Here is a 26,893-nt window from a genome sequence, read left to right as displayed (position 1 = left end):
TAGAGTACTCTCGCCGGAGTGCCTGGAAGGCACCACGTGCGCCGCAATGCCCCCCAGGGAAACCCTGATCCCTGAATGTGGCTCATGCCAGGCATGACGCAATATACGACAGCGAACACGGAACCCGTTCCTACAATCGCTGGTTCTTTCCCGCGCGCGGCGGATGCCGCTCGCCGGGGCAAAGCGCATGCACGGCGCCGAGGGCACGCAGATCGTCCCGGCGCCTGAGCCAACCTGAGGAGGACATCGATCGTGTGGAGTCAAGTCTATGACCCGCTAGGCAATATGGCGCTGTCGACCATTGCCGCGGGCATTCCCGTCGCCGTGCTGCTGGCAGCGCTGGCGTTCTTTCATATGCAGGCCCACCTGGCGGCGGGGCTGGCGTTGCTGATCGGCATCGTGGTCGCCTCCACGGTGTTCGGCATGCCGGCGGCAATGGCCGGCAAGGCAGCGGGGCTGGGCATCGTGTCCGGGCTGTTCCCGATCGGCTGGATCGTGCTGAACATCATCTTCCTGCACCGGCTGACAACCCTTAACGGGTCATTCAAGGTCTTGCAGAACTCGATCTCCGGCATCACCGAGGACCGCCGCCTGCAGCTGCTGCTGGTGGCGTTCAGCTTCGGCGCCTTCTTCGAGGGCGCGGCCGGCTTCGGCACACCGGTGGCCGTGACCGGCGCCATCCTGATCGGCCTGGGCTTCTCGCCGCTGGCCGCCTCGGGCCTGGCGCTGATCGCCAACACGGCGCCGGTGGCCTACGGCGCGCTGGGCGCCCCGATCATCGGCCTGGCGTCGGTGACCGGGCTGGACCTGCTCGACCTGTCGGCCATGATCGGCCGCCAGCTGCCGTTCTTCTCCGTGATCGTGCCGTTCTGGCTGATCTGGGCCTTTGCCGGCTTCCGCGGCATGCTGGCGATCTGGCCGGCGATCCTGGTGGCGGGCGTGAGCTTTGCGATCCCGCAGTTCCTGGTGTCCAACTACCACGGACCGTGGCTGGTGGACGTGATCGCCGCGCTGGTGTCGATGGGCTCGCTGACGCTGTTCCTGAAGGTCTGGCATCCGAAGGAGATCTGGACCTCGACCAGGATCCTGGGCCGCCACGACGACTCCAAGGTCGACCATCCCGAAGCGCTCGAAGCCGATGCCCGCGCCAGCGCCGCCTCGGCCGGCATCTCGGTGGCCAAGGCCTGGATGCCGTGGGTGATCCTGACGGTGTTCGTCTTTGTCTGGGGCGTGCCCGAGTTCAAGAAGCTGATGGATAGCCTGTGGGCGTGGAAATTCCCGATCCCGGGGCTGGACAAGGCCATCGTCAAGGTGCCGCCGGTCGTGCCCAAGGAAGTCATCGAAGGCGCGGTCTTCAACTTCAACGTGCTGTCGATGGCCGGCACCGGCATCTTTGTCTCGGCCATCGCCGGCGGCCTGCTGATGGGCTACTCGGTGCCGCGCCTGTTCAAGGAATACTGGGAAACCATCAAGCTGGTGCGCTACTCGCTGCTGACCATCTGCGCGATGTTCGGCGTCGGCTACCTGACCCGCTACTCGGGCCTGGATGCCACGCTGGGCCTGGCCTTCGCCCACACCGGCGTGTTCTATCCGCTGTTCGGCACCATGCTGGGCTGGCTGGGCGTGGCGCTGACCGGTTCGGACACGGCCTCGAACGTGCTGTTCGGCGGCCTGCAGAAGACCACGGCGGAGCAGCTGGGCCTGTCGCCGGTGCTGATGGCCTCGGCCAACAGCTCAGGCGGCGTGATGGGCAAGATGATCGATGCGCAGTCCATCGTGGTGGCCTCGACCGCGACCAAGTGGTACGGCCACGAAGGCGACATCCTGCGCTACGTGTTCTTCCACTCGATCGTGCTGGCGATCCTGGTGGGCCTGTTCGTGACGCTGCAGGCCTATGTGCCGCCGTTCACGCATATGGTGATCCACCATCCCTGACCATTCAGAAGTTTCCGCACTGCGGTTCTGACAAGGCCCCGCCCCTGGCGGGGCTTTTCCATTGTGCAAGGCGCGTATCATGTTGTGTCTGATCCGCCGCACGCGCGCCCCCACCTCCCACGAAGACGCCAGGGCGCGCCGGGCACAACGGGAAACCTGCCATGTTGCGTCGCCTGGAAAGACTGATCGACCCCTTCCGGGGCATGCCCGACCACGAGCCGCCCGGCCAGGTCTGGCGCTTTTATGCCTGGTACCTGCGCGAAGTGTGGGGTGTGTTCGCGCTGCTGTTGCTGGTGGGTCTGGTCGGCGCACTGATCGAGGTGGCGCTGTTCAGCTTCCTCGGCCGGCTGGTCGACATGGCACAGACCACGCCAGGCGCGGAGTTCTTCAGCCGGCATCGCAACGAGCTGCTGTGGATGGCCGTGGTGGCGCTGCTGCTGCGCCCGACCTTCTTCGGCCTGCACGACGTCCTTGTGCACCAGGTCATCAACCCCGGCCTGGCCAACCTGATCCGCTGGCAGAACCACCGCTACGTGCTCAAGCAGAGCCTGTCGTTCTTCCAGAATGATTTTGCCGGGCGCATCGCGCAGCGCATCATGCAGACCGGCTTCTCGCTGCGCGATTCCGCGGTGCAGGCGGTGGACGCAATCTGGCACGTGGTGATCTACGCGATCAGCTCGCTGGTGCTGTTCGCGCAGGCCGACTGGCGGCTAATGATCCCGCTGCTGCTGTGGATCGCGTGCTACGTGGCCGCCCTGCTCCACTTCGTGCCGCGCGTGAAGCAGCGTTCGGTGGTCGCCACGGAATCGCGTTCCCGGCTGATGGGGCGTATCGTCGACGGCTACACCAATATCACCACACTCAAGCTGTTCGCCCACACCCGTCACGAGGAAGACTATGCGCGCGACGCCATGTCCGAGCAGACCGAGAAGTCGCGGCTGGCCGGGCGCATGATCAGCGGCATGGACATCACCATCACCGCCATGAACGGCGCGCTGATTGCCGGCACCACGGGGCTGGCCCTGTGGCTGTGGAGCGAGGGGCACGTCACCACTGGCGCGATTGCACTCACCACCGGGCTGGTGATCCGCATCAACAATATGTCCGGCTGGATCATGTGGGTGGTCAACGGCATCTTCGAAAACGTCGGCCAGGTGCAGGACGGCATGAAGACGATAGCCGTGCCGCGCGTGGTGACCGACCGCGCCGACGCGAAGCCGTTGCGCGTCACCCATGGCGAGGTCCGCTTCGAGCGGGTGGGATTCCACTATGGCAAGGGCTCAGGCGTCATCGAAGGCGTGGACCTGACGGTGCGCCCGGGCGAGAAGATCGGGCTGGTCGGCCCCTCCGGCGCCGGCAAGTCGACGCTGGTCAACCTGCTGCTGCGACTCTACGACGTCGAGCGCGGCCGCATCCTGATCGACGGCCAGGACATCGCCGCGGTCACGCAAGAAAGCCTGCGCGCACAGATCGGCATGGTCACGCAGGACACCTCGCTGCTGCACCGGTCGATCCGCGAGAACCTGCTCTACGGCAAACCCTCCAGTACCGAGGCTGAACTGCAGCAAGCCCTGCACCGCGCCCGCGCCGACGAATTCACCCCGCACCTGGTCGACGCCCACGGCAATACCGGGCTGGAGGCACAGGTCGGCGAGCGCGGCGTGAAGCTGTCAGGCGGACAGCGCCAGCGCATTGCCATCGCGCGCGTGCTGCTCAAGAATGCGCCGATCCTGATCCTGGACGAAGCCACCTCGGCCCTGGATTCGGAAGTGGAAGCGGCAATCCAGGAAAGCCTGGAAACGCTGATGCAGGGCAAGACCGTGATCGCCATCGCCCACCGGCTGTCGACGATTGCGCGCATGGACCGGCTGGTGGTGCTGGACAACGGCCATATCGTGGAAAGCGGCACGCACGCGCAATTGCTGGCGCACGGCGGGCTGTATGCGCGGCTGTGGGCGCATCAGACCGGGGGATTTGTGGGAGTGGATTGAGTCGCTGGTTTGCTCCCCTCTCCCGCTTGCGGGAGAGGGGAGCAAACATTCGCCTGGGCTGACGATTCAGCTAATCAATTGCCGCCAGCCGGCGGCTCCACGCGCACCGGATCGATGCGCGGCTCCTTGAGCTTGGCCTCGATCGCCTTGCCCTTGCGCGCGCGCTTGCCCACGTAGGCCTGCAAGGCCACGCCTGCCAGCTTCTGCGAGGTCGGCTTGCCGCCGCGCCCCGCGCCCGAGAGCATCAGCCCCGGCGCGCCGACGCCCACCGCCTGCAGCAGCTTCTCCTTGGGTTCCAGCTCGATCAGGATCACGCCGCGCCCGCCGGCGGACAGCACCTTCACTTCATCGAGCGCCACCAGCAGCAGGCGGCCGTTGCCGGACAGGCAGGCCACATGCGTGGCCTCGTCGCCGATCGGCGCCGGCGCCAGCGGCGTGTCGCCGTCATCCAGCGTCAGGAACGACTTGCCGCCCTTCTGCCGGCTGATCATATCGCCGACCTTGGTCTGGAAGCCATTGCCGCCCGCGGTGGCGATCAGCATGCGCTGCTCCGCGCTGCCGGCAAAGGTGTGCGCGACCTGGCTGCCGGACTGCAACTCGATCAGCGTGGTGATGGGCACCCCGTCGCCGCGCCCGCCAGGCAGGCTGGCGACCGGCACGGAATAGACCCGGCCGTTGGTGCCGAAGACCAGCAGCACGTCGACGGTACGGCATTCGAAGGTGCCGTAGAGCGCGTCGCCGGCCTTGAAGGTGAACTGCTGCGCGTCGTGGCCATGGCCCTGGCGCGTGCGCACCCAGCCCTTCTGCGACATCACCACCGTCACCGGCTCGTCGATCACGCGCACTTCGGCCGCGGCGCGGCGCTCTTCCTGGATCAGCGTGCGGCGCGGGTCCTTGTCTTCCGGGCTGTACTGCTTGGCGTCGGTCTCGATCTCCTTGATGATGCGGCGGCGCATCATGGTCTCGGACTTGAGCAGCACGTCCAGGTCGGCCTGCTCCTCGCGCAGTTCCTTGAGTTCCTTTTCGATCCGGATCGCTTCCAGGCGCGCCAGCTGGCGCAGCCGGATTTCGAGGATGTCCTCGGCCTGGCGGTCGCTCAGGCCGAAGGCCTCGATCAGCGCCGGCTTGGGCTCGTCGCTCTCGCGGATGATGCGGATCACCTCGTCGATATTGAGCAGCACCAGCATCCGGCCTTCGAGGATATGGATGCGGTCCTCGACCTTGCCCAGGCGGTGGCGCGTGCGGCGCGTGACGGTGTCGAAGCGGAACGCGATCCACTCCGACAGGATCTCGCGCAGGCCCTTCTGGCGCGGGCGCCCGTCGGTGCCGATCATCACCAGGTTGATCGGCGCGCCCGACTCCAGGCTGGTATGCGCCAGCAGCGTATGGATGAACTCCTGCTGGCCGACGTTCTTGCTCTTGGGCTCGAACACCAGCCGCACCGGCGCATCCTTGCCCGATTCGTCGCGCACCGCATCCAGCACTGCCAGCACGGTGGCCTTGAGCTGCTGCTGGTCCTGCGTCAGCGCCTTCTTGCCGGTCTTGATCTTGGGGTTGGTGATTTCCTCGATCTCTTCCAGCACCTTCTGCGCCGAGGTGTTCGGCGGCAGCTCGGTCACCACCAGCTGCCACTGGCCGCGCGCCATCTCCTCGATGGTCCAGCGCGCGCGCACCTTCAGGCTGCCGCGGCCGCCCTCGTAGATCTGGGCGATATCGGACGCCGGCGAAATGATCTGGCCGCCGCCCGGGTAGTCCGGCCCCGGCATCAGCGCCAGCAGCTCGGCCAGCGTGATATTGGGATTGCGGATCATCGCCACGGTGGCCGCGGCGACTTCGCGCAGGTTGTGCGGCGGGATCTCGGTCGCCATGCCCACCGCGATGCCCGAGGCGCCGTTGAGCAGCACGAACGGCAGCCGCGCCGGCAGCAGCCTGGGCTCCTGCATCGAGCCGTCGTAGTTGGGGGCGAAATCGACCGTGCCTTCATCGATCTCATCGAGCAGCAGCCGCGAGATCGGCGTCAGGCGCGCTTCGGTGTAGCGCATCGCCGCCGCGCCGTCGCCATCGCGCGAGCCGAAGTTGCCCTGGCCGTCGATCAGCGGGTAGCGCAGCGAGAAGTCCTGCGCCAGGCGCACCAGCGCGTCGTAGGCGGACTGGTCGCCGTGCGGGTGGAACTTGCCCAGCACATCGCCGACCACGCGCGCGGACTTGACCGGCTTGGCGTCGGCGCGCAGGCCCATCTCGTGCATCGCGAACAGGATGCGGCGCTGCACCGGCTTCTGGCCGTCGGCCACCTCGGGCAGCGCGCGGCCCTTGACCACGCTGACGGCGTAGTCCAGGTAGGCGCGCTCGGCGTAGCGCGCCAGCGTCAGCGAATCGGCCGGCTCTTCAGGTTGAAACGTGATGTCTTGTTGTTCCATGGGTAGGCAAGAATTCGGCGCGCCACGTTGAACTGCCGGCGCGCCGGGTTGCTTGTTGTTCGGGTATGCCGGTCAGGGCATGGCGCGGCGCCCGCCGATGACCATCTTCACGCGCGGGCCGTCCGCGCTGGCGCTGGCGCGCTTGAGCACCGCGCCCTGCTGCGGCTGGTACAGCCGGTAAAACTGCAGCACGGTGCTGACATACTGCCGGGTCTCCGGGTAAGGCGGAATGCGGTTGTTGTAGCGCTGCACCGCGCCCTCGCCGGCGTTATAGGCAGCCAGCACCAGCTCCAGGTTGTTCGGGAACAGCTGCATCAGCCAGCTCAGGTAGCGCACGCCCGCGGTGATATTGGTGCGTGGATCGGCCAGCTTCTGCTCGATGCTTCGGCGCGCATCGGCGTTCACGCCAAAGCGCGCGCCGGTGTCGGGGATCACCTGCATCAGGCCGATCGCGCCCTTGGGCGACACCGCGCCCGGGTTGAAGCCCGACTCGACCGCCATCACCGCCTTGACCAGCGCGGGATCGACATCCTGCTTGCCGGCGATCTGGTGGATCAGCGGCTCGACGGTCTTGATATTGGGATGGTTGACGACGTAGCGGTACAGCTTGTGCTGCTCCAGGTCGATGTCAGCGCCAGCGGCCGCCTGCGACTGCCGCGCCGCCAGGCGCGCGGTATCCAGCTTGCCGCCATCCTTCATGAACAGCTTGTAGCGCGCGTCGAGCTTCTGGTCGGCAAAGTGCGCCACGCCATCGGCATCGATAAAGCCCCACAGCTCGGCATGCGCCGCCGGCACGAAGGCGAGCCCGGCCAGCGCCACGACGGCTGCCGCCGCCTTGCGCCATGGTTTGCCGGGAGTTCTCGTCGTCATCGTGCGTTCCAGATTACTGTCCGTTGGCGGCCGTCGGGAATGACGGCCAGGCAGACTGGGGGATTATCTACCCAATCACCGGCCGCCGCTTTCCGCTCAGGTTTCGCTCAGATATCGGCCTCGACCTCGTTGCCCTTCTCTTCCAGCCAGCTGCGGCGCTGTGCGGCCTCGCCCTTGCCCATCAGCATATTCATCATCTCGACGGTCTGCGGCAGGTCGTATTCGCCCAGCGACACGGGCAGCAAGCGCCGCGTGTCGGGGTTCATGGTGGTTTCCCAGAGCTGCTCGGCGCTCATTTCGCCCAGGCCCTTGAAGCGGGAAATCTGCCACGAGTTTTCCTTGACGCCGTCCTTGAGCAGCTTGTCCTGGATGGCCAGCAGCTCGCCTTCGTCCAGCGCGTACAGCTTCTGCGCCGGTTTCTTGCCGCGCGCGGGTGCATCGACGCGGAACAGCGGCGGACGCGCCACAAAGACGTTGCCGGTCTCGATCAGCTTGGGGAAGTGCCGGAAGAACAACGTCAGCAGCAGCACCTGGATATGCGCGCCGTCCACGTCCGCGTCGGACAGGATGCAGATCTTGCCGTAGCGCAGGTTGGACAGGTCGGGCTCGTCGTTGGCGCCGTGCGGGTCCACGCCGATCGCCACCGCGATGTCGTGCACCTCGTTGTTGGCAAAGAGACGGTCGCGCTCGGTCTCCCAGGTATTGAGCACCTTGCCGCGCAGCGGCAGGATGGCCTGGAACTCCTTGTCGCGGCCCATCTTGGCCGAGCCGCCGGCCGAGTCGCCCTCGACCAGGAACAGTTCGTTGCGGGTCACTTCGGTGGACTCGCAATCGGTCAGCTTGCCGGGCAGCACCGCCACGCCGGAGCCTTTTTTCTTTTCGACCTTCTGCGCCGCGCGCGTGCGCGCCTGGGCCTGGCGGATCACCAGCTCGGCCAGCTTCTTGCCGTACTCGACATGGTGGTTCAGCCACAGCTCCAGCGCCGGACGGCTGAAGGTGGAGACCAGCCGCACCGCGTCGCGGCTGTTCAGGCGTTCCTTGATCTGGCCCTGGAACTGCGGGTCCAGCACCTTGGCCGAGAGCACGAACGAGGCGCGCGCAAACACGTCTTCGCTCATCAGCTTGACGCCCTTGGGCTGCAGCGCGTGCATCTCGATAAAGCTCTTGACCGCCTGGAACAGCCCTTCGCGCAGGCCGGATTCATGCGTGCCGCCGGCCGGCGTCGGGATCAGGTTGACGTAGGACTCGCGCACCGGCGCGCCGTCTTCGGTCCAGGCCACCACCCAGGAGGCGCCTTCGCCGTCGGCAAAGCCTTCATCGCCGGGATTGGCGTCGGGGTCGGCAAAATGCTCGCCCTCGAACATCGGGATCACCAATTCCGCGCCGCTGCCCTGCGCCAGCGCCTCGACCAGGTAGCCCTTCAGGCCCTGGTCGTACTGCCAGGTCTGGCGCTCGCCGGTCTTCTCGGTCACCAGCGTGACCTTGACGCCGGGCAGCAGCACCGCCTTGCTGCGCAGCAGGCGCTGCAGCTCAGCCAGCGGGATCGCGGCCGAGTCGAAATACCTGGCATCCGGCCACACCTGCACGCGGGTGCCGCTCTTCTTCTCGCCCCGCTCGATCTTGCGCGAGGCCAGCGGCACGGTCACGTCGCCGCCGGAGAAGGTCAGCGTCGAGCACATGCTGTCGCGCCACACGGTCACGTCCAGCTGCGTCGACAAGGCATTGGTCACCGACACGCCCACGCCGTGCAGGCCGCCCGAGAAGGCATAGGCACCGCCCTTGCCCTTGTCGAACTTGCCGCCGGCGTGCAGCCGGGTGAAGACGATCTCGACCACCGGCACGCCTTCTTCCGGGTGGATGCCCACCGGGATGCCGCGGCCGTCGTCTTCCACGCTGAGGCTGCCGTCGCGATGCAGGGTCACCAGGATCTCGGAGCCGTGGCCGCCGAGGGCCTCGTCCGAGGCGTTGTCGATCACCTCCTGCACGATATGCAGGGGGTTGTCGGTCCGGGTGTACATGCCGGGACGCTGCTTGACCGGCTCCAGGCCCTTCAGGACCCGGATGGAAGATTCGCTGTACTGACTGGTTTTGCTCGCCATGGAGTCGCTACGAAAGTGATGGTCCCGGCTGCCATGAGGCGCACAACTGTGCACGCGCCGGGGCACCGGGCACTGCATTGTAATGGAAGCGGGCGACGGCAATCCCGCCAAAAAGGCGCTTGGCCTGCCGACCCGCGCTGGCGCCGGTTTTGCCGGGCCGCCGCCGCTTTTTGCCAGGGCGCCGGCAGCGCGGGCAGCGCCGTACGCGTTTTCCCGAGCCGGAGTAAACTCGCCAGCACCCGGCCCCGGCAAGCCCGATTGCCGTCCCGGCATGGACAACAACAAGCACACACAATCCCTGTCGGCACCGCTTACCCGGCGGGACTGCCGCACATCGAGCCAAGACATGCAGAACCGACAACTCTCCCTGACCACCGTACTTGTGTGCGGTGGGCTGCTCGTGACCCTTTCAATGGGCATCCGGCACGGCTTCGGCCTGTTCAACCTGCCGATCACCCAGGCCCATGGCTGGAACCGAGAGACCTTCGCCTTCGCGCTGGCGCTGCAGAACCTGATGTGGGGCGCCAGCCAGCCCTTTGCCGGGGCGCTCGCCGACAAGTTCGGCGCGCTGCGCATCATGCTGGTCGGCGTGGCGCTGTATGTGGCCGGGCTGGTGGTGATGGCGCTGGCCACCAGCGGCACCGCCTTTGCCACCGGTGCCGGCGTGATGATCGGCATCGCCCAGTCCGGCACCACCTACAGCATCGTCTACGGCGTGATCGGCCGTGTGGCCAGCCCCGAGAAGCGGGTCTGGGCCATGGGCATCGCCGCCGCGGCCGGCTCCTTCGGCCAGTTCCTGATGATCCCGGTGGAACAGGGCCTGATCTCCGGGCTGGGCTGGCAGAACGCCCTCTATGTAATGGCGTTGATGGCCTGCGTGATGCTGCCGCTGGCGCTGACGCTGCGCGAGCCGCGCGAAGCGGCCCACACCGGCGGCCACCACCAGACCATCGGCCAGGCCGTGCACGAAGCCTTCGGCAACCGCAACTTCCAGTTGCTGACGCTGGGCTACTTCGTGTGCGGCTTCCAGGTGGTGTTTATCGGCGTGCACCTGGCGCCCTACCTGAAGGACCAGGGCCTGACCGACCCCAAAGTCGCCGTCGTGGCGCTGGCGCTGATCGGGCTGTTCAATGTATTCGGCACCTATACCGCGGGTGCGCTGGGGCAGCGCCTGCCCAAGCGCTACCTGCTGTCCGCCATCTACGTGACGCGCTCGGTGGTGATCGCCAGCTACCTGCTGCTGCCGCTGACGGTGGCCAGCACCTGGGTGTTCGCGGCGGTCATGGGCTTCCTGTGGCTGTCCACGGTGCCGCTGACCAACGGCATCATCGCCCAGGTGTTCGGCGTGAAATACCTGTCGATGCTATCGGGCGTGGTGTTCTTCTCGCACCAGATCGGCAGTTTCCTGGGTGCCTGGCTGGGCGGCTTCCTCTATGACCGCACCGGCGGCTACAACACCGTGTGGCTGATCGCGATCGCGCTGGGCGTGGTGGCCGCGCTGGTGAACCTGCCGATCCGCGAGCAGGCGCTGGTGCGCGCGCAGCCGGCGGCGGCATGATGAGCACGACCCAGGCGCGCGTGATGAAGGCAGCCGGGCTGGCGGTGCTGGCCGGGGTGCTGGCGCTTGGGTTCGTGGGTTACCTGCGGCCGGGGTTCATGGTCGACCTGACCAACATGGTGTTGGCCTGGTGCGGGTGAGGGTCGGCTTGCCTGACCCTCAGGCCCCCTCGCCTTTCGACTTCGCCTCCAGCACTTCCCAGCGCTCCAGCGCTTCCAGCAGTTCCATCTCGATCTCGTCGTGCCGCGTGCCCAGCTGCGCGGCCTTGGGCGCATCGCTGACATAGAGCGAGCCGTCCGCGAGCTGTGCCGAGATCACCTTCTGCTCGGTTTCCAGCGCGGCAATGCGCTCCGGCAGGCCGTCCAGTTCGCGCTGCTCCTTGTACGACAGCTTGACCGTACGATTGGCGCCGCGCGCTTCGCGCGAATCCTTGCCCTTCACCGGCTCTGCCGCCTTCTGCTCCGGCTTGCGCGCCGCTTGCAGCGCCGCGCTGCGGGCCGACTGCTCGACCCAGTCGGAATACCCGCCCACCGACTCGCGCCACACGCCATCGCCCTCGGCGGCCAGGGTCGAGGTCACCACGTTGTCCAGGAAGGCGCGGTCGTGCGAGACCAGGAACACGGTGCCGCCATAGTCCTGCAGCAGTTCTTCCAACAGTTCCAGCGTGTCGATGTCGAGATCGTTGGTCGGCTCGTCCAGCACCAGCACATTGGCCGGGCGCGCAAACAGGCGCGCCAGCAGCAGCCGGTTGCGCTCGCCACCAGACAGCGACTTGACCGGCGAACGCGCGCGCTCCGGCGCGAACAGGAAGTCACCCAGGTAGCTCATCACATGCTTGCGCTGGCCGTTGACCTCGACCCAGTCGCTGCCCGGGCTGATGGTGTCGGCCAGCGAGCGCTCCAGGTCCAGCGCGGTGCGCATCTGGTCGAAGTACGCCACCTGCAGGTTGCTGCCGTTGCGCACGGTGCCGCTGTCCGGCGCCAGTTCGCCCAGGATCAGCCGCAGCAGCGTGGTCTTGCCGGCGCCGTTGGGGCCGATCAGGCCGACCTTGTCGCCGCGCATGATGGTGGCGGTGAAGTCGCGCACCACCACCTTGTCGCCGTAGGCCTTGCTGACGTCGGTCAGCTCGGCCACGATCTTGCCGGAGCGGTCGGCCTGCGACACCTCCAGCCTGACATTGCCCTGCACCTCGCGCCGCGCGGCGCGCTCGTTGCGCAGCGCCACCAGGCGCTGGATGCGCGACACGCTGCGAGTGCGGCGCGCCTCCACCCCCTTGCGGATCCACACCTCTTCCTGCGCCAGCAGCTTGTCGAACTTGGCCTGCTCGACCTGCTCGGCGGCAAGCATCTCTTCCTTGCGCGCCTGGTAGGCGGCGAAGTTGCCGGGGAAGGACACCAGCCGGCCGCGGTCCAGTTCGATGATGCGGGTGGCGACGCGGTCGAGGAAGGCGCGGTCGTGGGTGATCAGCAGCACGCTGCCGCGGAAGCCCAGCAGCAGGTCTTCCAGCCAGCGGATCGCTTCCACATCGAGGTGGTTGGTGGGCTCGTCCAGCAGCAGGATGTCGGGCTCGGCCACCAGCGCCTGCGCCAGCGCCACGCGTTTCTGCAGGCCACCGGACAGTGCCTCGACGCGCGTGTGCGAATCCAGCCCCAGGCGCGCCAGCGTGGTTTCCACGCGGGTGCGCAGCTGCCAGGCGCCGGCGGCGTCGAGCTCGGACTGCAGCCGGTGCAATTCGGCCAGCGCGGCTTCGTCGTCGTGGTTCTCGGCGACGCGGTCGGCGGCGGCCTCGTAGCGCACCAGCAAGTCGTGCGCATCGCCCATGCCCTGCGAGACCGCGTCGAACACGGTGATGCCCGCCTCGAACTGCGGCTCCTGCGGCACGTAGGCGCTGGTCACGCCGCTCTGGCGCGCGATCAGCCCGTCGTCGGGCGCCGACAGCCCCGCCACGATCTTCAGCAGCGAGGACTTGCCCGAACCGTTGCGCCCGATCAAACCCACGCGCTCGCCGGCCTCCAGCGAAAAGTCGGTGTGATCGAGCAGGGCCACGTGCCCGAAGGCAAGCTGGGCGTCGGTAATGGAAAACAGGGCCATGGGAAAAAGACGAGACGACGAGGGAAAGGAGGGACGGCCTGGCAGCCAGGGCTGGCGTGGCACGGCAGCCCGCATTGTAGACGACCGGGGCCGGGCCAAGGCTGGCCCCAAAAAAGAAGGGCCCGCGCACTGCGGGCCCAAGAGTCTCTCCTCGGTGCCCTGCTCGCAAGGCACGAAGCCAGCATAACAACGCCCCCCCTGCCCGCTCCAGTCGGAAAAGTCCGTAAGGGAAAGCCCCGTCAACCGCGATTTCTGGACGCCGCCGCGGCAAATTGGTACGACCAAGGCACTCATGCGAAGATGTCGGCCGTGCCAATGGCCTGCTGCCACCTTCATGACCACCGCTTCGCTGAAATTGTCCGACCTGTCCGTGTCCGCGCTGGTCGCCGGGCTGGTCGCCACGCTCACCGGCTATACCAGTTCGCTGGTGCTGATGATCCAGGCCGGCCACGCCGCCCACCTGACCGATGCCCAGATTTCGTCCTGGATCTGGGCGCTGTCGATGGGAATGGGGATCACCACCATCAGCCTGTCGCTGGCGCTGCGCGTGCCGATCGTGGTGGCCTGGTCCACGCCCGGCGCGGCGCTGCTGATCGCCAGCCTGCCCGGCGTGCCCTACGCGGAAGCCATCGGCGCCTTCCTGCTGGCCGGGCTGATGATGGCCGCGGCCGGCATGACCGGGTGGTTCGACAAGCTGATGCGCGCCCTGCCCGCCAGCATCGCGTCAGCCCTGCTCGCCGGCATCCTGTTCCGCATCAGCGTGGATGTGTTCGTGCAGGCGCAGCACCAGACCGTGCTGCTGCTGGCGATGTTCGCCGCCTACCTGCTCGGGCGGCGCCTGTGGCCGGCCTATGCGGTGCCAGGGGTGCTGCTGACCGGGGCGGTGGTCGCCGGCGTGCTCGGCCAGCTCGATTTCTCGGGCGTGCGGCTGGCGTTGGCGGTGCCGGTGTGGACCACGCCGGCATTCTCGCTGTCAGCCTTGGTCAGCATGGCGGTTCCGCTGTTCATCGTGGCGCTGGCCTCGCAGAACATCCCCGGGCTGGCCGTGCTGCAAGCCGACGGCTACCACGTGCCGGCCTCGCGCCTGATCTCGATCACCGGCCTGACCTCGGCCGTGCTGGCGCCGTTCGGCTCGCACGGCGTCAACCTGGCGGCGATCACCGCCGCCATCTGCACCGGCCCGCAGGCCGACCCCGACCGCAACCGCCGCTATACCGCGGCCGTGGTCTGCGGCGTGGGCTACCTGGTCGCGGGCACGCTGGCGGCCAGCATCGCGGCGCTGTTTGCGGCCTTTCCGCAAGCGCTGGTGGTGGGCGTGACCGCGTTCGCGCTGATGGGCTCGATCGCCAACGGCCTGACCGTGGCCATGCAAATCCCGGCCGAGCGCGAAGCCGCGCTGCTGACCTTCATGATCACGGCGTCCGGCATGACCCTGGCGGGTGTCGGCTCCGCGTTCTGGGGCGTGGTGGGCGGCATGCTGGCGTTCCACGTGCTGCGCCGGCGCGCCGCCTGAGCATCGCCGCTAGAGCATCAGGAAAGCCACGTCCGCGTAGCCGATATCGTCGGACGACACGCCCCTGCGGCGCTGGAACAAGACATGCTGCAGCACGCGGTCGCGATGGGCCGCGAAGGTTTCCGGATCCAGGTTCAACGCCGCGCGCGCGTAGTGCTCGGCCATCAGCTTGTAGACACGATGACGCACCTGCAGCATCTCGTTCGCCGCCTGGAGCCGGCTCATTTCCCCCACATGGTCTTCGTCCAGCTGACGCATGCTGACCACCACCCGGGCATGCATGCCCCGGTAGCGATCGACCTCCGCATGGGCCTTGCGCAACTCTTCGCGCAGCGACCGCACCTCCTGCAACAGCTTCAGGTTGTGCTGCACGCCGCGTTGGATGCGCGAAGCCTCTTCCAGTGCTTGGTCCGCCGCGGCGATGGTGTCCTGCCACGGATTCGCGTCCGGCGCGGGCGCCCCGTCCCCCGGCTGCGAAGACGTCCCGGCGGACGTGCCGTCGATGCCATTGTGATGCATACCGCTCCCCTTACCCATGCCCGCCGCCGGCATCGTGGGGTTCGTGCCGGCTTGGTCGGGCCAACTACCGCGACTGCCCTGTAGGACTTGTGCCGCGGGCCGGCCATGCGCCCGCTTGTTCTCTTCGTTATAGCCACATTCAATCCTCCATCACCGCTTTGCACAACCACCGCAACGGAGGGACGCGGCTTTGGCGCAACATGCGGGAGCGCTAAGATGCCGGCTTCGGCCCGTTTCGGCCCACCCACTTGTACGCTCCCATGAACGGATACCTGCTCCTCGCCCTCGCCATCGTCGCCGAAGTCATCGCCACCAGCAGCCTGAAGGCGTCGCAGGGCTTTACGCGGCTGGTCCCCAGCGTGCTGGTCGTGACCGGCTATGTGGCGGCGTTCTATTTGCTGATGCTGGTGATGCGGACAGTGCCGGTGGGAATTGCCTATGCGATCTGGAGCGGGGCCGGGATCGTACTGGTATCGCTGATCGCGGTGGTGCTGTACCGGCAGGTGCCGGACCTGGCGGCTTGCGCTGGGATTGGTCTGATTATTGCCGGCGTCGCCGTCATTCAGCTGTTTTCGAAGACTAGCGCGCATTGATCGTAGGTATGCTCGGCAGTGGATGACCCCTCATCCACTCTTGCCGCAGTCCCATTTTGGGACTGGCATTGCCCACATGCGAATCATAGCGAAGAGGTCTTTGCTGCAATTCAGCAAGTTCCACCCCGAAGCCAGGCAACCGCTGCTTGCCTGGCATGAGGAAGCCCGCTGCGCGGCCTGGACCGCGCCCAGGGACATCAAGGCACGCTACGCCAGTGCCAGCTTCGTCGGCAGCAACCGCGTGGTCTTCAATCTCGGCGGGAACAAGTACCGGCTTATCGTCGCTGTCGCATACCGGTTGGGGTCGTCTACGTGAAGTTCATCGGCACCCGTCTCGACTATGACCGCATTGACGCCGCCACCGCGGAAATGGAGTGATCACCATGGATATCCGCCCCCTGCACACTGAAGCCGACTACCAGGAAGCGCTGGCCGCGGTCTCCGCCCTGGTCGACGCAGACCCTGTGCCCGACACGCCTGAGGGCGACAAGCTGGAAATCCTCTCCATGCTGGTGGAACGGTATGAAGCCGGGCACTTTCCGATGGATCTGCCGGATCCGATCGCCGCGATCCGCTTTCGCATGGAACAAGCTGGCCTCACGCCACGCGACATGCAACCGTACCTGGGTAACCTCAACCGCGTATATGAAGTGCTCAATGGCAAGCGCGCGCTGAGTCTGGCCATGATCCGGCGGCTGCACCGTGACCTGAAGATTCCCGCGAACGTGCTGATCGCCGAACGCAGTGCGGCATGAGCACTTGCGCAGCGACTGGCGCGCGTGCTAGCCAAAGCGCGCATCGATCTGCTTCCTGGCCCAGTCCGAGGCATGCTGCCATGCCTCGCCTTCGCTGAAGAACTGGCCCGGAACAAGATGGTGATCGAAGACCTTGAGTGGCGCGCCATCCGCCGCTTTCGCGCAGATGGTCACCTCACCTTGCCAGGGGCCGCCAACGCCAAGGGACGTTGCCGATGCTTCATACCAGTGGTCGCGGTAATACGTGAACCCTTGGAGATCCATGTCTTTCTCCACTAGTGGCATTCAGGAAGTGTCAGTCGTTGGCGTCGCCTGAAGTGGCCTGGTCAATCTCCCGTTTCGCGCACGCATAGGCGTTATCGATCGCGACCGATTCCGTGGGAGCAAGCGCCCCGGTGTTGTGCCGGTGTCCGTGACCGCGGATGCCATATGACCAGTCCCACTGGCCGCTCGCGTCCTTTATGACCTGGATCGAGATCTCTCGGCCTTTGTATTTCAATTCCATGGCTGCGCTCCGGAGTCTGGAGGATTGATATCTAACGGAATGTGGCCGCTGTCGGCGGGGCTAGTCCACAGTAACGCCGCCTGAGGTCAGTCACCCCGCCGCTTGTCCTCATGCCGCGTCAGGCATTTCTGCAGGAAGCGGAACAGGTTGGTGCCGCAATGCACATGGACTCGCGGCAGGCCGAAAGGGTCGTCATCGGCACGCGCCAGCCCGCGCTGCGTCAGCGTGGCGTTGTCGTAGCCAGCTTCGCGCACCATTTCCCGGTGCGTCGCCTGCTGTTCGCCATAAGGGTAGCAAAAAGCAGTGACCGGCATCGCCACCAGGTCCTCCAGCGCTGCCTTGGAGGTTTCAATCTGCCGGCGGGCTTCCGCCGCCGGCAATGCCGGCAGGTGCACGTGGTCGACCGTATGGGCGCCGACCTCATGGCCGAAGCGGGCCCATTCCCGCACCTCTTCGGCGTTCATCAGCGGAGCAGGCGGCACGCCTTGGCTGGCGTCCCAGACATTGCTGCCGTCGATCTGGCCGGACACAAAGTAGGTGGTGGCACTAAAGCCGAACTCCGCCAGGATGGGCAGCGCATACCGGTAGACATTGCGGAAGCCGTCGTCAAACGTAATCCCGAACACTTTGCCGGCAGACTCGCCCCGAACATAGGGCATGAGTTCGCGCATCGACAGGCCGCGATAGCCCAGCTGGCGCATCCAGGCGATCTGCTGGCGGAACTGCGCGGGACTGACGGTCAGGCCACGAAACGGCGTGCCATGGGGCGGCACGATATCAATCTGGTGATAGGTCAGGATCGGGATCGACATGTCGTACGAAGTGCGCGGTTACTGGCTGGTGCTCTGGGTCAGCGCGGCTGACACGGGCTGAGGCGGCGCCCCCCGCTCGAGAACTGCCTGGTACACGGTGAGTGTGCCGGCAACAAAGGCATCCATGCCAAAGTACGTCCGACTCTTGGACAGGGCAGCATCACCCATCTCGGCCAGCCGATCGGGCGCTGACAGGATTTGCTCCAGCCGCGCCCGTAGTGCCTCGATGTTGGCGCACGGCACCACCCAGCCGTCCTGCCCATCGGTCACGTTCTCGGGCAGGCCGCCGGCATCGGAAACCAGTACCGGCAGGCCCATCGCCATCGCTTCGCGGCAGGCAAACGACAGAGTCTCACTCCGCGACAACACAAAGGCGGTGTGCCCTGCCCCCAGGGTGGGACGAACATCGTCCAGCAAGCCCGTAAAAACGACCTGAGATCCGAGTCCCAGCGCCGCGACCTTCCCGGTCATGCATGGCAATGGCGCTTCGCCAGCCAGGATCACGCGTACACCGCTACGCAAGTGGGCGGGCAACTGCGCAACGGCTTCCAGCAGGTCCGTCCAGCCTTTCTCATAGCGGGTACCGGCGGTACTGACGAAGACCGTGCATGCCGAGCCGGCACCGAAGTATCGCGCCCGCAGCGCATCGGCCTCCGCCGGCGCCGGCGGTGCAAAGTGCCCCATGTCGACGCCATGGGACACGGTGGACACCGGCACGCGGCTATACGGGGAGGCGCGCAGCTTCCGGGCGACATAGTCGCTGACCGCAATTACATGGTGGGTACCAAGCCGCGCGCGCAGCCAGTTGCCGACACTGTTGCTGCGGTGATCGTTGTGTTTGGTATAGACAATGCGCGGCCGGCGCAAGGCAACCAGGCGTACGAGCATGACCAGCTTGTGGTCGGCTGAACCGTTGACATGGACGATATCGAAGCGCCCAAGGCTGATGAGCCGCCAGAGCGCCCACAACTCGCGCAGCCAGCGCAGGCCCCGCGGTGCATAGTCGACCGCCGCCACCTCGACGCCGGCGCGGTCGCTGGCGAGCCGGAACAGACGGCTGGTCGGTGGAGCCGCCACCGTCACTTCATGGGACGGCGCCAAGCCTGCCAGCAGGCTGATGACATAGGTATCGTGCCCGCCACCGTTTCCACGGTGGAAGTTCGTGAATAGCACCCGCAATTTCTCCTCCACCTCTGGGAGCTCTTTTGTGGTCAGAGCATCCCTCAATCATTACAAAAAATTACAAGGCACCCCATAGGGGCTGGCCCAAACCCCGAAGCGATTTGATCGGCTTTCGCAGCCATCTTCATCGAAAAGAGAGGAAAAATCCTCAGGACACTCAAGGAAGCGGGTGCCGCTGTCTTCGCAGACCGACTGGCTTCTGCGAGCGATGTAAGATTCCGTAACGTATTGAGAACAGTTCTCGTTGACCGCCCGTGTGGGGGAAAGCGAGCGGACGAAACTGGCGGTGGGAAGTCCCCAACTCGTCGCCACGCGCAGCGACTAAGTCTGGTACGAAGGGAACCGTGCGGGGCCGGGACCCGCCGGCAGAATAACGGCCGAACCTTTGCGTAGGGATGCTTGGGGATTCGCGGGGACAGTCTGATGAATGGTCCCGCCGACAGGAATCGAACCTGTATCTAGCGCTTAGGAGGCGCTCGTTCTATCCATTGAACTACGGCGAGGGACAGGACTGTCAGGATCGGGAACCGCGGGCGCGGTGATCCTGGAGACGGGCCGGAGTATATCAAAATCCGCACCGGCCCGGCTCGCCCGCAGTGGCGGACCCGTCCCGGCGGCCTCGCCCGGCAAGGCGGCCGGACGACGGCAGGCGCGTCGGCCGGCCGGCATGGCGCAGGGCGCGGCGCCCCGGCCGGTGGTGGCCGCGGGCGCAGTTGGCGGCGGCAGTGGCGCAGCTGCGGTGGCAGGCTTGTCCGCGCAGGTTGCAGCGCAGTTCCCAGTCGATCAGTCCGGACATGGCAGGCTCCTTGATTCGGTGATGGCCGCGCGGTTAGGCGAGGTCCAGGTTCAGGCCGCCCAGTTGGGCTTGCAGCAGCGCGCCCAGCAGCAGCCAGCCGATGTGCAGCGCGGCGCGCGGGCGGCGCATGCATGTTTCCACCTGCTCGCTGCGGCTTTCGCCGGACAGGCACCAGGAGCAGAAATGCTCACAGTTGTTGGTCAGCAAGTGGTAGGCGTTTTCGCCAACGCGGGAACGGGCGCGTTCGACGGCCTGGCGGCCGGCGAAGCGGGCGCAGGGTTCCGGCCTGACGGCGATGCCGAATCCGGCGGCGAAGGCTTCGAGGGTAGTTTCTTCAACTGGCGCGGCTTGCAGGGAGCGGGCGAAACCGGCGTAGTGGATGACGCGGCCGGCGCCGGCATAGATCCCATGATGGGCGTAGCCGTGGCGCTTCGTGACCAGGTGCGCGCCGAGCGGCAGCGGGTCGGCGAAACGATCGTCGCTGCCGGTAGCGCGTTCTTGTTGTTCCTGGATGTTCATGGCTGGCCTCGGTCTGTCTGGTTGCTGCAGGCATTGCTGCTTCATGCCAGACCAACAGCATCAACCATGCCAATACCAGGGAGGCACGGCAGGACAACGGTTTGGCGGGAATCCGGGGGTTTTGGAGGGGATGGACTGTCGGATGGCAGCCAACCGCGTGGCGGCAACTCTGTTGGCTGGTAGCCACCATTCGCCGTGCGCCGCGGGGCCTGGACGGGCTGGCGGCAGCGATCGCGCGATGCGTACGCTGTGGTGGGCGCATCCCGACACTGGCTGGCCGGGTGTCGGGTCCAGGCCAACGTGGCAGGCCCGCCGGGGTGGGCCCCGTTGTCGCCACTCCGCCCTGCAGCCCGCGCCGGCCTTGGGTTTCCAGTCGCCCGCCTGCCACACCCATGCTGTGGCAGGCGCCTTGCTAAATACCGGTACCGCCCCCCGGCGCCACGCCACATCCACCGGAGACCGATCATGGCCACCCTTGCGATCAACGATCCGCCCGTTCGTGCCCTCGTCTCCGCTGCCGCTCGGGACGGTGATCAACTTTTACGAGATCAACTACAGCTTCTATGCTGATCAGATGAACAACCAGTTCCAGAACATCGATATCCGCAACAACGCGCCAAACGCCAACATCAATGTCCAGGGCGACCAGGGCGCGAGGAACGACGGCCGGCTGATCTGATGCTGATCTGAGCGCCAGCGCCGCCGTGGTAGTGCCCCGGCTGGTCCGGGGCTTCACGCGGACCGGAGACAAGATTGGGTTTCGACTCGCACTTCCAGTGGACCTCGGCCGCATGCACGGACGTCGGGCGCGTGCGCGAACGCAACGAGGACGCTTGCCTGGACCTGCCCGGCCAGGACCTGTGGGCGGTAGCCGACGGCATGGGCGGCCATGCCGTGGGGGACTTCGCCAGCCAGGCGGTGGTCCAGGCGCTGGCCACGCTGCCGCCGCAGCCCCGGCTGGAAGACCGGGTCGACGCCACGCGCGCGGCGCTGCAGGGCGTGAATCTGGCGCTGGTCGATGAAGCGGCGCGCCTGGGCGTGCGCTGCATCGGCAGCACGGTGGTGGTGATGCTGGCGGGCGATCGCCGTTGCGCCTGCGTGTGGGCCGGCGACAGCCGCCTGTACCGGCTGCGCGGCGGCCAGTTCGCGCGCCTCACGCGCGACCACAACCAGGTCGAGCGCCTGCTGGCGCGCGGGCTGATCACCCCGGAAGAAGCGCGCCACCATCCCGCGCAGAACACCATCACACGCGCCGTCGGCGCGGCCCCGACGCTGGCGCCGGAGCAGCTGCTGACCGAGGTGGCCGATGGCGACGTCTACCTGCTGTGCAGCGATGGCCTGAGCAACGAGGTCGACGATGACGACATCGCGGCGGTGCTGGCGCAGCAGGACGTTGCGCAGGCCGCGCCGACGCTGGTGCAGATGGCGCTTGATGCCGGCGGCCGCGACAACGTGTCGGTGGTGGTGCTGCGTGCGGCGGACCCCTACGGCTCTGACAAGACGCTGGTCAATCCCGAGCTGGACGCCTGAAGGCACGACCGCCGGCAGCCTCGGCCCCCTGCCCCTTGCTACCCCTTGCCGCCGTCGGCCTGCCGGTTGGCGCGGAAATCCTTCGAGTGGATGCCGTGCTTCTTCAGCAGCATCTGCAGGTGCGAGCGGTTCATGTCGAAGCGCCGCGCCAGTTCGGCGACGGTGCCGCCGACTTCCTGCAAGCCCCGTTCGAGGAAGGCCCGCTCGGCCTCGTCGCTGGCGGCGCGCTTGGCCTCGCTCAGCGACGTCGCCATGGTGATGTCCGCGGCTGCCGTGCCCGCGCCGACCACCGCCAGCGCGGCCGGCCTGGGCCGGATGTCCTGCGGCAGGTGGGCCAGGTCGGCGGTGTCGCCGGCCAGGCAGCTCAACCGGTACAGCAGGTTGCGCAGCTCGCGGATATTGCCCGGGTAGTCGTAGTGCAGCAGGAAGTCGCGCAGCCGCGGCGTCAGCTTGAGCGGCCGGCGCTTGAGCATGCCTGCGGCCTCGTCACTGAAGTACGACACCAGCAGCGGGATCTCGTCGCGCCGCTCGCGCAGCGGCGGCAGGCTGACGTGGATCACGCTCAGGCGGTAGAACAGGTCCTCGCGGAAGGTGCCGGCCTGGCTCATGCGGCGCAGGTCCTTGTTGGTGGCCGCGACGATGCGCGTATCGACCGAAATCGCCTCGTCCGAACCCACGCGCTGGATCTCGTGCGCCTCCAGCACGCGCAGCAGCTTGACCTGCCCGGTCAGCGGCAGCTCGCCGATCTCGTCCAGGAAGATGGTGCCGGTATGCGCGCTCTCGAACTTGCCGCGCCGGTCGTTGCTGGCGCCGGTGAAGGCGCCCTTCTTGTGGCCGAACAGCTCGGATTCAAGCAGGCTGTCGGGAATCGCGCCGCAGTTGACCGAGATAAACGGCTTGTCGGTGCGGGAGCCATTGGCATGGATCACCTTGGCCATCAGCTCCTTGCCGGTGCCGCTCTCGCCATCGATCAGCACCGGCAGGTCGGTCGGCGCCGCCTTCTCGGCAATCTCCAGCGCTTCCAGCAACTTGGGGTTGTCGCCGAAGGTCCCTTCGAAAATAAAGCTGCGCTCCACCAGCGCCTGCCGGCGCTCGCGCGGCATGCGCTCGACTTCTTCCTGAGGCGCGGCGGCCTCGGCCGATGCCGCCTGCACGAAGCGCTCCTTGTGCGACAGCCCCATCACCTCGTCGCGCAGCGTGGTGGCCTGCTTGAGCAGCTTCTCGATCTCGGGCCGGTCAAGCCGCGACGACCAGCGCAGCGTGGAGCGCAGGATCTCGATCTTCTCGATCAGGCCGGCAAACGACACCGGCGAGGTGGCCGAGGCGGGGGTGGCACCCTGGTTATATAGCTTCATGCGGCACTCAGTTGCTTCTGCACCAGTTGGAAATACATGCCCTTGCGCTCGATCAGCTCCTCGTGCCGGCCCTGCTCGACGATGGCGCCTTCATACAGCACCAGGATCTTGTCGGCCTGCATGATGGTGCTGAGCCGGTGCGCGATGATGACCGCGGTGCGCCCGCGCAGGATCTCCTGCATATTGGCCAGGATGTTGCTCTCTGACTGCGTGTCGAGCGCCGAGGTGGCCTCGTCGAACACCAGCAGGCGCGGGTCGTGGTACAGCGCGCGGGCGATGCACAGGCGCTGGATCTGCCCGCCGGAAAGCCCGATGCCGCGCTCGCCCACCACCTGCTCGTAGCCCAGCGGCAGCTTGCTGATAAAGGCGTGGGCATCGGCCATGCGCGCCACCTCCTCGATGCGGCGCCGGTCCGGGCTGTCGTCGCCGCAGGCGATGTTCTCGGCAATGGTGCCCGAGAACAGCAGGTTGGACTGCATCACGTAGCCCACCTGAGCGCGGTAGAACGCCGCGTCGATCACGTTCAGGTCGTAGCCGTCCACCGTCATCGAGCCCTCGGTAGGCTTGTAGAAGCCCACCAGCAGCTTGGCCAGCGTGGTCTTGCCGGAGCCGCTGCGCCCGACGATGGCCACCATCTCGCCCGGCCGGATGGCGAAGCTGATGTTCTCCAGCACGTAGGGCGTGTCTTCGCCGCCGTAGCGGAAGTACAGGTCCTTCATCACGATCTCGCCCTGCAGGTCGGGCAGCATCACGCGCGACAGCACGTCCTGCGGCTTCTGCTCGGGCTCCAGGTCGAGCACGTCGCCCAGCCGCTCCATCGCCACGCCGGCGTCGTTGAGCTGGCCCCACAAGGCCACCAGCCCCATCAGCGGCGCCAGCACGCTGCCCATGAAGGCATTGAAGGCGATCAGCTGGCCGATGGTGAGCTCGCGCTCCAGCACCAGCGTCGCGCCCACCCACAGCACCGCGATGGTGGTGGCGGCGTTGAGCAGCTGGCTCACCAGCCCCACCAGGATATGGAAGGCCTGCGCCCGGTATTGCGCGTCCAGGGCCTTGGCGTACTTGCGCTCCCAGCGCAGCCGCACCGGGCGCTCGATGCCCATGCCCTTGACGGTCTCGGCGCCGCCCAGCGTTTCCATCAGGTAGGCCTTGGCATCGGTCGATGCCGCGAACACCTCGCGCGCATAGGTCTTGACCTTGGGCGTCACCACCACCGTCAGCGCCGCGATCGGGATCACGAAGGCGATCAGCAGCAGCGTCAGCTTGACGTTGTAGAGGAACATGATGGTGAAGTAGATAAACACCATCAGCAGGTTCAGCGCCGTGGTCACCGTCGACTCGGTCAGGAAGGCGCGGATGGTCTGGTTCTCCTGGAAGCGCGCGAAGATGTCCCCGGTCTTGCGCTTGGCAAAGAACGACAGCGGCAGCGATAGCGTGTGCTTGAAGAACTGCGACATCATGGCGAAGTCCATGCTGCGCACCATGAAGTTGGCCAGGTAGGCGCGGATGGTCGCCATCAGCTGCGAGAACACGCTGGAGATAATCAGCCCCGCGATCAGCAGGTGCAGCAGCCCCACGTTCTGGTGCACCACCACGCCGTCCAGGATGTTCTGGATGATCAGCGGCGGCACCACCCCCAGCATCTGGATCACGAAGGTAGCCAGGAACAGGTGCGACAGGATCTTCTTATACGGCGCCAGGTAGCCGATAAAACGCAGCCACGGCGAGCGCGACACCGACAGCTGGGTCATGCTCTCGCCCGGCGTGAACAGCAGGCAGGTGCCGCTCCAGCCGCGCTCGAACTCCTCCGCGCTCATCTTGCGGAAGCCGATGGCCGGGTCGGCCACCCACACCCAGCGCGACGAGATCCCGTACACGACCACGTAGTGGTAGCCCTCCCAGTGCACGATAAAGGGCAGCTCGAAGCCCATCAGCGAATCCCGCGTGCACTGCACCCCGCGCGTGGTGAAGCCGAGCGATTCGCCGGCTCGTGCCAGGCTGTCCAGCGTGGCGCCCTGGGTGGTCACGTTGGCCAGCTCGCGCAGCTTGCCCAGCGTCATCGGGATGCCGTAGTGCCGGCAGATCATCGCCAGGCAGGCCGCGCCGCAATCCATCTCCTCGGCCTGCTCCACCAGCGCGAAGCGGCGGATCAGCTTCTCGCCCAGCTCCGGTTTGGAATGCAGGTCGAGCAGCACCGGGCGCTTGCGCCGTTCGGCCAGCTTCTTCTGCCGATGCAGCTCGCGGTCCAGCACGCGGATGCGCTCTTCCAGCACCTCGCGCAGGCGCGGGTTACGCTCCAGGATCAGCTGCACCGTCTTCTCGGGGATCACCAGCAGGCGCACGTCGGTTTCGGCAATGGCCGAGGCCAGCTGCTCCTGCCGCATCACGCAGGCGCGCTCGCCGAAGATATCGCCCTGCCCCAGCGTGGCCAGTGGGAACTCGCTGCCCTCTTCGCTGCGCACGATGCGCACCGTGCCCTGGCGCACCACGTACAGGCGCCGGTCCTCGCGCCCGTCCTGCTTCAGGATTTCCTTGCCGGCCGCCACGCGCTTGACGCCGACGCTGCGCACGGCGTCTTCCAGCTCCTGCTTGTCGAGCTTGCCGCGCAGGTCGAAGAGCCGCGCGACAAAGCCGCCGGCCGAACTGATCGCGACATAGCTGGTGATAAAGGCCAGCGCGGCGGGGTTGCCCGCCACCACGGGCTCGCCCACGCTGCGCGGGATCATCAGCAGCTCGGTCTTGCCGGAGGCGCGCACCGACGACTCATGCCGGTAGTCGCGCAGCAGCGCGATATCGGCAAAGACCTCGCCGGTCTTGCGCACGCCCATGCTGATTTCCTTGCCGTGCTCCTCGTTGAACACGCGCACCGAGCCGGACTTGACGACAAACAAGCCCGGCGCCGCTTCGCCGGCATTGCAGACGGTGTCGCCAAAACCGAAGGTCAGCACCTGCGCGGCTTCCGCCAGGCGTGCCAACTCCTCCGGCGTCAGCACCGACAGGATCTCGACGCTGGCCAGGAAGGCGGCCAGCGCCGATCCTGCCTCCGGCTTGTCCGGGGCAGCCGCGGCGGCGCGATCACCGGCCTGGCCGGACTCGCTAGCGGGCTTCGATGACATGTTCCTGCGCCCTGGCCATCAGCCAGTTCTCGCGCAACAGGCGCCGCACTTCCACCGCCACCTCGCTGTCGAGCGTGGCCTGGTGCTTGTCGCGCACCAGGAACACCTCGAAGAAGGAGCGGTCAGCGGCGGGGAACGGCCCCAGCAGGTCGCCCGGCTCGGCATTGAAGACCTTGGCCTCGATATCGGTCTTGAGCGAGCCGCGCAGCACCTTGCCGATCTCGCCGCCGCGCTCGCGCGTGTCGGCAATGGAATGCTCGCGCGCCATCTCGGCGAAGGCCTCCGGATCATCCTGCAGGTATGAGATCAGCTCCTTGGCCTTGCCCTCGCTGTCGACCACGATATGGCTGACCTCGATGCTGTCGAAGCGCGGCGAGTTGAGCGCAAAGTACTCCTGCACCGCGGCGTCGTTGCAGACCTGCTCCATCATCCGCTCCTGATACAGGTTGTCGGTGATAAAGGCCTCGAACTCGTCCAGGCTGACGTTCAGCGCATCCAGGTAGTGGTTCATGTCGGCGGCGCGATGCAGGCCCTGCACGCGGCGGAACTGGTCGGCGCGCTCCTGGATCTCCTCGGGCGTGACCACCAGGCCCTGCCGTTTCGCGGCGTGCACGGTCAGCTTGTCGCGCACCATCTGCTCGACCAGGCCCTCGAACTGCCCGGTCAGCTTGAGCAGCCGCACGAACTCCTCGACGCCGAACACCTCGTCGTCGATACGCACAATGCCAGTCATTTCT

23 protein-coding genes, 1 tRNA gene and 1 pseudogene are annotated in these 26,893 nt (G+C 66.7%); 10 read left to right on the top strand and 15 right to left on the bottom strand.

Going from position 1 to position 26,893, the window contains the following annotated elements:
• The first annotated feature begins 252 nt into the window (after positions 1-252).
• Positions 253-1,935, top strand: coding sequence for an L-lactate permease (locus AC3WRR_RS07310; RefSeq protein WP_439670816.1), 1,683 nt, complete (start codon positions 253-255; stop codon positions 1,933-1,935).
• Positions 1,936-2,096: 161 nt separating this feature from the next.
• Positions 2,097-3,926 carry an ABC transporter ATP-binding protein gene (locus AC3WRR_RS07305; protein WP_492296543.1) on the top strand — a complete coding sequence of 610 codons (1,830 nt, stop codon included), beginning with the start codon at positions 2,097-2,099 and terminating at the stop codon, positions 3,924-3,926.
• Positions 3,927-4,000: 74 nt separating this feature from the next.
• On the opposite strand, the gene parC is transcribed toward AC3WRR_RS07305, so the two are convergent.
• The 3 genes from parC to AC3WRR_RS07290 form a co-directional block, all read right to left on the bottom strand.
• Entirely contained in the window at positions 4,001-6,343 is a 2,343-nt protein-coding gene (parC, locus tag AC3WRR_RS07300) for a DNA topoisomerase IV subunit A (protein WP_010813566.1), read from the bottom strand.
• 72 nt (positions 6,344-6,415) lie between these two features.
• Complete coding sequence (locus AC3WRR_RS07295; protein ID WP_058696637.1) at positions 6,416-7,213, bottom strand: lytic transglycosylase domain-containing protein; 798 nt, start codon at positions 7,211-7,213, stop codon at positions 6,416-6,418.
• Between the two features lie 107 nt (positions 7,214-7,320).
• On the bottom strand, positions 7,321-9,312 hold the full coding sequence (locus tag AC3WRR_RS07290) for a DNA topoisomerase IV subunit B (RefSeq protein WP_492296541.1): 1,992 nt from the start codon (positions 9,310-9,312) through the stop codon (positions 7,321-7,323).
• Positions 9,313-9,658: 346 nt separating this feature from the next.
• Here AC3WRR_RS07290 and AC3WRR_RS07285 point away from each other — a divergent pair, with 346 nt between their 5' ends.
• Positions 9,659-10,870, top strand: a complete 1,212-nt coding sequence (locus AC3WRR_RS07285; RefSeq protein ID WP_037023614.1) for an MFS transporter — start codon at positions 9,659-9,661, stop codon at positions 10,868-10,870.
• A complete protein-coding gene (locus AC3WRR_RS07280) occupies positions 10,867-11,010 on the top strand; it encodes a hypothetical protein (protein WP_155737093.1) in 144 nt (47 codons plus the stop codon). Before AC3WRR_RS07285 ends, AC3WRR_RS07280 begins: the two co-directional genes overlap by 4 nt.
• A gap of 19 nt (positions 11,011-11,029) precedes the next feature.
• On the opposite strand, the gene AC3WRR_RS07275 is transcribed toward AC3WRR_RS07280, so the two are convergent.
• Complete coding sequence (locus AC3WRR_RS07275) at positions 11,030-12,961, bottom strand: ATP-binding cassette domain-containing protein (RefSeq protein ID WP_492296539.1); 1,932 nt, start codon at positions 12,959-12,961, stop codon at positions 11,030-11,032.
• A gap of 334 nt (positions 12,962-13,295) precedes the next feature.
• On the opposite strand from AC3WRR_RS07275, the gene AC3WRR_RS07270 reads away from it, so the two are divergent.
• Positions 13,296-14,474 carry a benzoate/H(+) symporter BenE family transporter gene (locus AC3WRR_RS07270; protein ID WP_010813572.1) on the top strand — a complete coding sequence of 393 codons (1,179 nt, stop codon included), beginning with the start codon at positions 13,296-13,298 and terminating at the stop codon, positions 14,472-14,474.
• A gap of 9 nt (positions 14,475-14,483) precedes the next feature.
• Here the strand turns inward: AC3WRR_RS07270 and AC3WRR_RS07265 are convergent, their stop codons facing one another.
• Positions 14,484-14,993 (bottom strand): hypothetical protein, encoded by a 510-nt coding sequence (locus AC3WRR_RS07265; RefSeq protein ID WP_492296537.1) that lies wholly within the window; start codon positions 14,991-14,993, stop codon positions 14,484-14,486.
• A 260-nt stretch (positions 14,994-15,253) separates the two neighbouring features.
• Between AC3WRR_RS07265 and AC3WRR_RS07260 the strand changes: the two genes are divergently transcribed.
• From AC3WRR_RS07260 to AC3WRR_RS07250, 3 genes and pseudogenes are all read left to right on the top strand, one after another.
• Positions 15,254-15,586: a DMT family transporter gene (locus AC3WRR_RS07260; RefSeq protein WP_010813574.1), complete on the top strand. Its 333-nt coding sequence runs from the start codon at positions 15,254-15,256 to the stop codon at positions 15,584-15,586.
• 76 nt (positions 15,587-15,662) lie between these two features.
• Positions 15,663-15,964 (top strand): annotated as a pseudogene (locus AC3WRR_RS07255) (type II toxin-antitoxin system HigB family toxin).
• 5 nt (positions 15,965-15,969) lie between these two features.
• Entirely contained in the window at positions 15,970-16,341 is a 372-nt protein-coding gene (locus AC3WRR_RS07250; protein ID WP_011615769.1) for a helix-turn-helix domain-containing protein, read from the top strand.
• Positions 16,342-16,368: 27 nt separating this feature from the next.
• Here the strand turns inward: AC3WRR_RS07250 and AC3WRR_RS07245 are convergent, their stop codons facing one another.
• From AC3WRR_RS07245 to AC3WRR_RS07215, 7 genes are all read right to left on the bottom strand, one after another.
• Positions 16,369-16,605: a hypothetical protein gene (locus AC3WRR_RS07245; RefSeq protein ID WP_010813577.1), complete on the bottom strand. Its 237-nt coding sequence runs from the start codon at positions 16,603-16,605 to the stop codon at positions 16,369-16,371.
• A 31-nt stretch (positions 16,606-16,636) separates the two neighbouring features.
• Positions 16,637-16,846, bottom strand: a complete 210-nt coding sequence (locus AC3WRR_RS07240) for a hypothetical protein (RefSeq protein ID WP_439668091.1) — start codon at positions 16,844-16,846, stop codon at positions 16,637-16,639.
• A gap of 86 nt (positions 16,847-16,932) precedes the next feature.
• Entirely contained in the window at positions 16,933-17,658 is a 726-nt protein-coding gene (locus tag AC3WRR_RS07235) for a polysaccharide deacetylase family protein (RefSeq protein WP_439668092.1), read from the bottom strand.
• A gap of 18 nt (positions 17,659-17,676) precedes the next feature.
• A complete protein-coding gene (locus tag AC3WRR_RS07230; protein ID WP_439669044.1) occupies positions 17,677-18,837 on the bottom strand; it encodes a glycosyltransferase family 4 protein in 1,161 nt (386 codons plus the stop codon).
• A 431-nt stretch (positions 18,838-19,268) separates the two neighbouring features.
• Positions 19,269-19,343, bottom strand: a tRNA-Arg gene (locus tag AC3WRR_RS07225).
• A gap of 62 nt (positions 19,344-19,405) precedes the next feature.
• Positions 19,406-19,636: a hypothetical protein gene (locus tag AC3WRR_RS07220; RefSeq protein ID WP_010813590.1), complete on the bottom strand. Its 231-nt coding sequence runs from the start codon at positions 19,634-19,636 to the stop codon at positions 19,406-19,408.
• A 33-nt stretch (positions 19,637-19,669) separates the two neighbouring features.
• Positions 19,670-20,155 (bottom strand): lecithin retinol acyltransferase family protein, encoded by a 486-nt coding sequence (locus tag AC3WRR_RS07215; protein WP_439668093.1) that lies wholly within the window; start codon positions 20,153-20,155, stop codon positions 19,670-19,672.
• Between the two features lie 499 nt (positions 20,156-20,654).
• Here AC3WRR_RS07215 and AC3WRR_RS07210 point away from each other — a divergent pair, with 499 nt between their 5' ends.
• Together AC3WRR_RS07210 and AC3WRR_RS07205 are read left to right on the top strand one after the other, a co-directional pair.
• Positions 20,655-20,834, top strand: a complete 180-nt coding sequence (locus AC3WRR_RS07210) for a hypothetical protein (RefSeq protein WP_234788091.1) — start codon at positions 20,655-20,657, stop codon at positions 20,832-20,834.
• A 74-nt stretch (positions 20,835-20,908) separates the two neighbouring features.
• Positions 20,909-21,685, top strand: coding sequence for a PP2C family protein-serine/threonine phosphatase (locus AC3WRR_RS07205; protein ID WP_010813593.1), 777 nt, complete (start codon positions 20,909-20,911; stop codon positions 21,683-21,685).
• A 38-nt stretch (positions 21,686-21,723) separates the two neighbouring features.
• Here AC3WRR_RS07205 and AC3WRR_RS07200 read toward each other — a convergent pair whose 3' ends face one another.
• Genes AC3WRR_RS07200 through AC3WRR_RS07190 form a run of 3 tightly spaced genes read right to left on the bottom strand, consistent with a single transcriptional unit; the run spans position 21,724 to position 26,889 of the window.
• Positions 21,724-23,040 carry a sigma-54 interaction domain-containing protein gene (locus tag AC3WRR_RS07200; RefSeq protein ID WP_010813594.1) on the bottom strand — a complete coding sequence of 439 codons (1,317 nt, stop codon included), beginning with the start codon at positions 23,038-23,040 and terminating at the stop codon, positions 21,724-21,726.
• Positions 23,037-26,156 carry a peptidase domain-containing ABC transporter gene (locus AC3WRR_RS07195; protein WP_010813595.1) on the bottom strand — a complete coding sequence of 1,040 codons (3,120 nt, stop codon included), beginning with the start codon at positions 26,154-26,156 and terminating at the stop codon, positions 23,037-23,039. The genes AC3WRR_RS07200 and AC3WRR_RS07195 overlap by 4 nt, the downstream gene beginning before the upstream one ends.
• Positions 26,137-26,889: a peptidylprolyl isomerase gene (locus tag AC3WRR_RS07190; protein WP_010813596.1), complete on the bottom strand. Its 753-nt coding sequence runs from the start codon at positions 26,887-26,889 to the stop codon at positions 26,137-26,139. Before AC3WRR_RS07190 ends, AC3WRR_RS07195 begins: the two co-directional genes overlap by 20 nt.
• Positions 26,890-26,893 lie beyond the last annotated feature (4 nt).

The organism is Cupriavidus sp. FW305-3-2-15-C-LB2 (assembly GCF_058787575.1).
Note: the sequence above shows the minus strand (reverse complement) of the source record. Positions and strands in the feature narration are given on the sequence as shown.